General features: G+C 63.3%; 6 protein-coding genes. 3 read left to right on the top strand and 3 right to left on the bottom strand.

Annotation, left to right across the window (positions count from 1 at the left end):
* Both JOZ76_RS06330 and JOZ76_RS06325 read right to left on the bottom strand, forming a co-directional pair.
* Window positions 1–491: glutathione S-transferase family protein (locus JOZ76_RS06330; protein WP_291697773.1), on the bottom strand; the 491-nt coding region annotated here is incomplete at its 3' end.
* A 127-nt stretch (window positions 492–618) separates the two neighbouring features.
* Entirely contained in the window at window positions 619–942 is a 324-nt protein-coding gene (locus JOZ76_RS06325) for a hypothetical protein (RefSeq protein ID WP_291697772.1), read from the bottom strand.
* 404 nt (window positions 943–1,346) lie between these two features.
* Here JOZ76_RS06325 and JOZ76_RS06320 point away from each other — a divergent pair, with 404 nt between their 5' ends.
* Window positions 1,347–2,252: a hypothetical protein gene (locus JOZ76_RS06320; RefSeq protein WP_291697771.1), complete on the top strand. Its 906-nt coding sequence runs from the start codon at window positions 1,347–1,349 to the stop codon at window positions 2,250–2,252.
* A gap of 294 nt (window positions 2,253–2,546) precedes the next feature.
* On the top strand, window positions 2,547–3,581 hold the full coding sequence (locus JOZ76_RS06315; RefSeq protein WP_291697770.1) for a hypothetical protein: 1,035 nt from the start codon (window positions 2,547–2,549) through the stop codon (window positions 3,579–3,581).
* Window positions 3,582–3,601: 20 nt separating this feature from the next.
* Here JOZ76_RS06315 and JOZ76_RS06310 read toward each other — a convergent pair whose 3' ends face one another.
* The gene (locus tag JOZ76_RS06310) at window positions 3,602–4,735 is read right to left on the bottom strand and encodes a site-specific DNA-methyltransferase (RefSeq protein ID WP_291697769.1); all 1,134 of its coding nucleotides are present in this window, start codon (window positions 4,733–4,735) and stop codon (window positions 3,602–3,604) included.
* A gap of 247 nt (window positions 4,736–4,982) precedes the next feature.
* On the opposite strand from JOZ76_RS06310, the gene JOZ76_RS06305 reads away from it, so the two are divergent.
* Window positions 4,983–5,428 (top strand): neutral zinc metallopeptidase (locus JOZ76_RS06305; protein ID WP_291697768.1); only part of this gene is annotated, 446 nt, incomplete at its 3' end.

Here is a 5,428-nt window from a genome sequence, read left to right as displayed (position 1 = left end):
GCCCAGCCCCAGAACGCCATGTCGACGATGCTGTAGCTGTCGTCCACCATGTAGCGGCTGCTTGCGAGATGGTCGTCGAGGATCTTGTAGTGGCGCTGCGCCTCGAACTGGTAGCGGTTGTGGGCGTAGTCGAGTTCCTTCGGTGCGAAATGCTTGAAATGCACCGCCTGTCCTGAATAGGGTCCGAGGCCGGTCGCGATGAACATCAGCCAGGACAACAGCTGCGCGCGGCTCTGCGGCGTGCTCGCGGGGAGAAACTTTCCGGTCTTTTCGGCCAGGTAGAGCAGGATGGCGTTGCTGTCGAACACGAAGGTGCCGTCATCGTCGATCGCCGGCACTTTGCCGTTCGGGTTCACTTTGAGGAATTCGGGCTTGAACTGCTCGCCCTTGCGCGTGTCGACGGCGATGGGCTCGAAAGGTAATCCAGACTCTTCCAGGAAAAGCGCGACCTTGTTCGGATTCGGCGCGCCGTTGAAATAGAATTTGAGCATATGGTCTCCCCAGGGATTCTGTGACGTTTCGATGTCGCGGACGTCATGCTTGGCCCGACGCCGTTGCGGCCTCGATCGATCGTTAGCGGAAGCTCTGGGATTTTCAAATCCCGCGCGAATCACGTTGTCAGGAGTAGAGCGCGCCGGCCACTCCCGCGATCACCATGCCGGCGCCGGCCACCGCCGACCAGGTCGCGAGCCTTCTCGCCGAACATAGCCGAGAGGCCTGGGCGGCGCGCTCCGATGGCCGGGTAAAGCCGCCGACAATGAGCTCGCGGTTGAAATCGCAATCCTCGGTCAGGCCGTCGGCGAGGCCGACGCAGATCATCAGCACGCCGAGGATACAGAGGCCGAGAAAACCGAGCAGTGCCATCAGCAGCATGGGGAAGATGCCGAGAAAGAAGATCGGCAGCAGCATCAGCATAAGCAGTGTCTCGGATTGTCTTCGCATCGGACGATCAATCAGGACAGCAGAGGGCCGTTCAGAGTCTATGCCTTGGGCGTCAGGAATAAAACTGAAAAGCCTCGTCCTCGCGAGAAGGTTTGATCTGCCGTGCGAGCAGAGCTGCAGCTGCGCGGATCGGTCTCATGCCTTGCGCGCCACGCTTGCGCGGGAGGTGAAGTTGAAGCGGCATCAAACGCCGAGGTTCATGAATTGCAGTGGTTCGCCGGGCAACGGAGCCATCTTATGGACTTGGAGTACCCCTTTCGGGCTAGTGGCGCCGCGTTCGGGTCCATACTAGATGTTGTAGTTATCAACAGTTTTTCCGTAACATTACGGATTTCGCCACATTCAAAGCAACTTCTCGTGGAAATGCTCCGGTGGATAACTCGTAAAAATTGCGTGAGGTCTCCATGACCGGCCGAGCAACGAGACTGGCACTGGGCGCCCTGACCTGGATTGTGGCGGGCGCCTCCGTAGAGTTGATGCAGCCGCGGTTTGCAGGCGCTGCCGACGAATGTCTCGCCGGGCCGAACAAGCAATCGCCCGCTGGCCATCACTGGTTCTACCGGGTCGACCGCAGCACCAAGCGCCATTGCTGGTATCTTGGCGACATGGACAGGGCCGTCTCGCACACCGCAAGATCAACGTCCAAACGAGCGGCGCTGTTCGCGAGGCTCAGGCGCGAAAATTCGCATCCCGCCGACGACGCCCGTGCCGAATTGGCGCAACGACGCGCCAACGACACCTTGCGTGCCGAGGATACGTTAATCACGACGCCGAACGATCAGAAGCGCCTGATCGCAGCACGAAGCACGCAGGATTTGCCTGACGTCGCGGCCAGCCAGGATCTGCAGTCACTGGTCGCTACCCGCTGGCCCAATTCCGCAAGTGTGCTCTTGCCCCCGAGCGGATTGACGAACGTGTCCTTGGCGGGCGCCATGGCATCGGCGGATGTCAATGGTGTCACGGCCACCGATCCGGACGGCGGCACGTCTCCCCCCTTATTGGACAGGATGGACAAGGAAGAAGCGCAGGCCCCGAGCAAGGTGGCCTCGCGCGCAGGCGGACGGACCAAGTCGCTCTATTCGCTGTTCTGGGCGCTCTGCGGAGCCCTCGTCATCGTGGCCCTTTCGGGATGCGCGACCTTTGTCATGACCTGCCCGCCGGAGCGCACGTATCAGAGCTGGCTGTTCGAACCATTCGACGTGGCGCGGTTGAAGACATGGGTTGATACGACGGTGAGCTTGTCCGCGCGCTATCCCTACCGCTTCGCCCGGTCGACGCATCAGGATGAGGCCGATACGCAAGCCGTCTGAATCAGGACGAGAATCCACGAACGATGCACCAGCGCTCGCTTCGCGCGACGACGCAACGCTCGCAGCGTTGCCACTGCACGTCTGACATCCCGTGTCAACCACCCGGTTGACGACAGATTGTGATCGGTATGTGACGGTTCCCTGGGCTTATCAACAGTTCCGCGCTGACATCGCCGCGTTCAGCCACATTGTGACCCAACTCATCACAGAAACGGCCGAAGTGGGATCGTCAGGTTGGGGACGCGTCAAAATTTGTCAGAGGTCTTGATGATGAACCGAACGACGAGCTTTGTGGTGGGTGTGTTGACGTGCATGTTGGCGGGCACCTCGTTCGTCACGATGCATCTGGCCGACGCCGGCGCAGCTGACGAATGTCCCGCCGCTCCGAAGAAGGCGTCATCGCCCGGTCAGCACTGGTACTATCGGATCGATCGCGCGACCCAGCGCCATTGCTGGTATCTCGGCGATGCGGGCAAGGCGATGTCACGCACCGCGAAAGCGGCATCGGAGCATCGCAGCACGCTCACCGATTCCGATCGCGAGGCAGCGCTCGCGCGTTCCGTCGCGAACGTGCATGCCGAGATTCCAATGCCGCAGATCGGCCGCGACGATGACGCGAAGGTCGCGTCTGCCGCTCCGGCTGCGCCGGCGAGCGGCAATGCCCCGCAGGGCGCGTCGAGTGATGCAAGTGGCGAATCATCCAAGTCGCCCGACGTCTGGCGCGCGCTGGATGCGGCGAATTTCAAGCCTGCGACGACGAGCGAGCCGCCGCTCCAGCCGTCGCCGTCCGTGGCGACGGCGGATGCAGCGCCGGACTCTGAGCAGGAGGTAGCGCCTGCGCCCGCCGCGCCGTCTGCATCGGTCAGCGCGCCGGCGCTTGCTCAGCCATCGGTCTCTGCCGCACCAGCTGCACCACTTGCAAGGCCGGACGTGTCGGCGATGGGCCGTGCCACATCGCTCTCGGCGCTGTTCCTGGCGGCGTTCGGCGCGCTCATCTTCGTGACGCTCGGAGCGGGGCTGGCCTATTTCTTCACGGATCGCACGCGGAGCCGCGAGGTGGACGGCCGTCTGTCCCTGCCGCACTGGCCGCCCGAGCCGTTCCGGCTGCCGTCGTCACTGAAACTGTTGGCGCATGGTTCGTTCGCCGACGAATCGGCGCCGGCGCCGAGCCGCGCCCACCAACCTGATTATCCGCGCGCTGGCACGCCGCCGAACGGGCAGCGTGACAGCGACGTGCATCAGATCGAGCAGCTGTTGACGCGCGTGGTGCGCCGCCCGGAAAATCTGCGCGGCCGGATCGCGGATGCGACGAGCCCCGGTCCGGCCTGACGGTCGGCTCGCGGCGGCAGCTAACCCGCCGCCATGCCGGCGCGGATCTCGGCGCGCAGTTCGTCGATCAGCCGCAGGCCGCTCTTGGTCTCGACGTGCCAGAAAGTCCAACCGTTGCAGGCCTCGGCGCCCTGCGCGACCGCGCCGATGCGGTGGATCGAGCCCACCTTGTCGCCGAGCATGATGGCGCCGTCGGCGCGCACCAGCGCGCCGTGGCGCTTCTTGGCGTCGACCAGTTTTGTGCCGGGCCTGATCATGCCGCGCTCGATCAGCTCCGAGAAGGCGACGCGGGGTGCCTGGCGCGCGGTCATGAACGGGGCGAGCGTTGCCTCCGGCAGCGGCGCGATCGCCGCAATGCGCGCGAGCGCCGCCTTGGCATAGGCCTCGTCGCGCTCAAAACCGACGTAGCGGCGCCCGAGACGTTTTGCCACGGCGCCCGTGGTGCCCGTTCCGTTGAACGGATCGATCACGAGATCGCCGACCTTCGATGACGAGAGCAGCACGCGCGCCAAGAGGCCTTCCGGCTTCTGGGTCGGATGCACTTTGCGGCCGTCGCCGTCCTTCAGCCGCTCCTCGCCGGTGCACAGCGGGATCAGCCAGTCCGAGCGCGCCTGCACATCCTCGTTGGCGGCCTTCAGTGCCTCGTAATTGAAAGTGTAGCCCTTGGCCTTCTCGTCGCGCGCCGCCCAGATCATGGTCTCGTGGGCGTTGGTGAAGCGGCGGCCGCGGAAATTGGGCATCGGATTCGACTTGCGCCACACGATGTCGTTGAGGATCCAGAAGCCGAGATCCTGCATGATCGTGCCGACGCGAAAAATGTTGTGGTAGGAGCCGATCACCCACAACGTCGCCGACGGCTTCATCAGGCGGCGGCAGGCGAGCAGCCAGGCGCGGGTGAAGTCGTCATAAGCGGCAAACGAGGAAAACTTGTCCCAGTCGTCATTGACGGCATCGACATGGGATTCGTCGGGGCGCTTGAGTTCGCCCTTGAGCTGAAGATTGTAGGGCGGATCGGCGAACACCAGATCGACCGATGCGGCCGGCAGTTTCGACATCTCGGCGACGCAGTCGCCAACGATGATTTGGAAATCCGAAGGGGCCTCGAATTTAGTGCGGGGCGCCCTTGCAGACGCCCCGCGACGCGACACAACCATGACTCATGAACTCTGACTCAGGCGACGCGATCGGCGACGCGGGACCAAAACAACCGACTGCGGCTACATTGCCCCGGCAAAGTAAAAATCGACTTAATCCGGTAATTCTTTCTTGCTAGGCAATTTTTGCCGGGGCAGGTTATTGATTAATGCGCTGCAAATTTTACGTTCATAGCGCCCCGGCACGCGCCTGGCGTTGCCGATGATTTGCGATTGAGACGCGATAGGAATGCGATAGGAAAAAGCCATGCGTTACGACGATTTCCGACGCAGCGACGACATCGAGGACCGCCGTGGCGATGATGGCGGCGGTTTTGGCGGTGGCGGCGGCATGGGGCTGCCGATGGGCGGCGGCGGACTTGGCATCGGCACCGTCATCGTGCTCGGCCTGATCGGCTACGCCTTCGGCATCGATCCGCGCATCCTGATCGGCGGCGCCGAAATTCTCACCGGCGGCGGCTCGCAGACCTATCAGACCGATCGCCGCTCGGGCCCGGCGAAGACCGGCGCGCCGACCGACGAGATGGGCAGCATGATCTCCGGCATTCTGGGCGAAATCGACGATCGCTGGAGCGAAGTGTTCCAGGCTTCCGGACAGAGCTACACCGGCCCGAAAATCGTCCTGTTCCGCAATGCCACCAATGGCGGGCGCTGCGGCATGGCGCAGTCGGCGATGGGGCCGTTCTATTGTCC

It is taken from the genome of Bradyrhizobium sp. (genome assembly GCF_019244115.1).
Classification (GTDB): domain Bacteria; phylum Pseudomonadota; class Alphaproteobacteria; order Rhizobiales; family Xanthobacteraceae; genus Bradyrhizobium.
This window is presented reverse-complemented; position numbering and strand designations above follow the sequence as displayed.

What these genes read in the sequence shown, in the direction of transcription:
- JOZ76_RS06325 (WP_291697772.1), bottom strand. Translation starts at nt 942, where the DNA reads ATGCGAAGACAATCCGAGACACTGCTTATGCTGATGCTGCTGCCGATC.
- JOZ76_RS06320 (WP_291697771.1), top strand. Translation starts at nt 1,347, where the DNA reads ATGACCGGCCGAGCAACGAGACTGGCACTGGGCGCCCTGACCTGGATT.
- JOZ76_RS06310 (WP_291697769.1), bottom strand. Translation starts at nt 4,735, where the DNA reads ATGGTTGTGTCGCGTCGCGGGGCGTCTGCAAGGGCGCCCCGCACTAAA.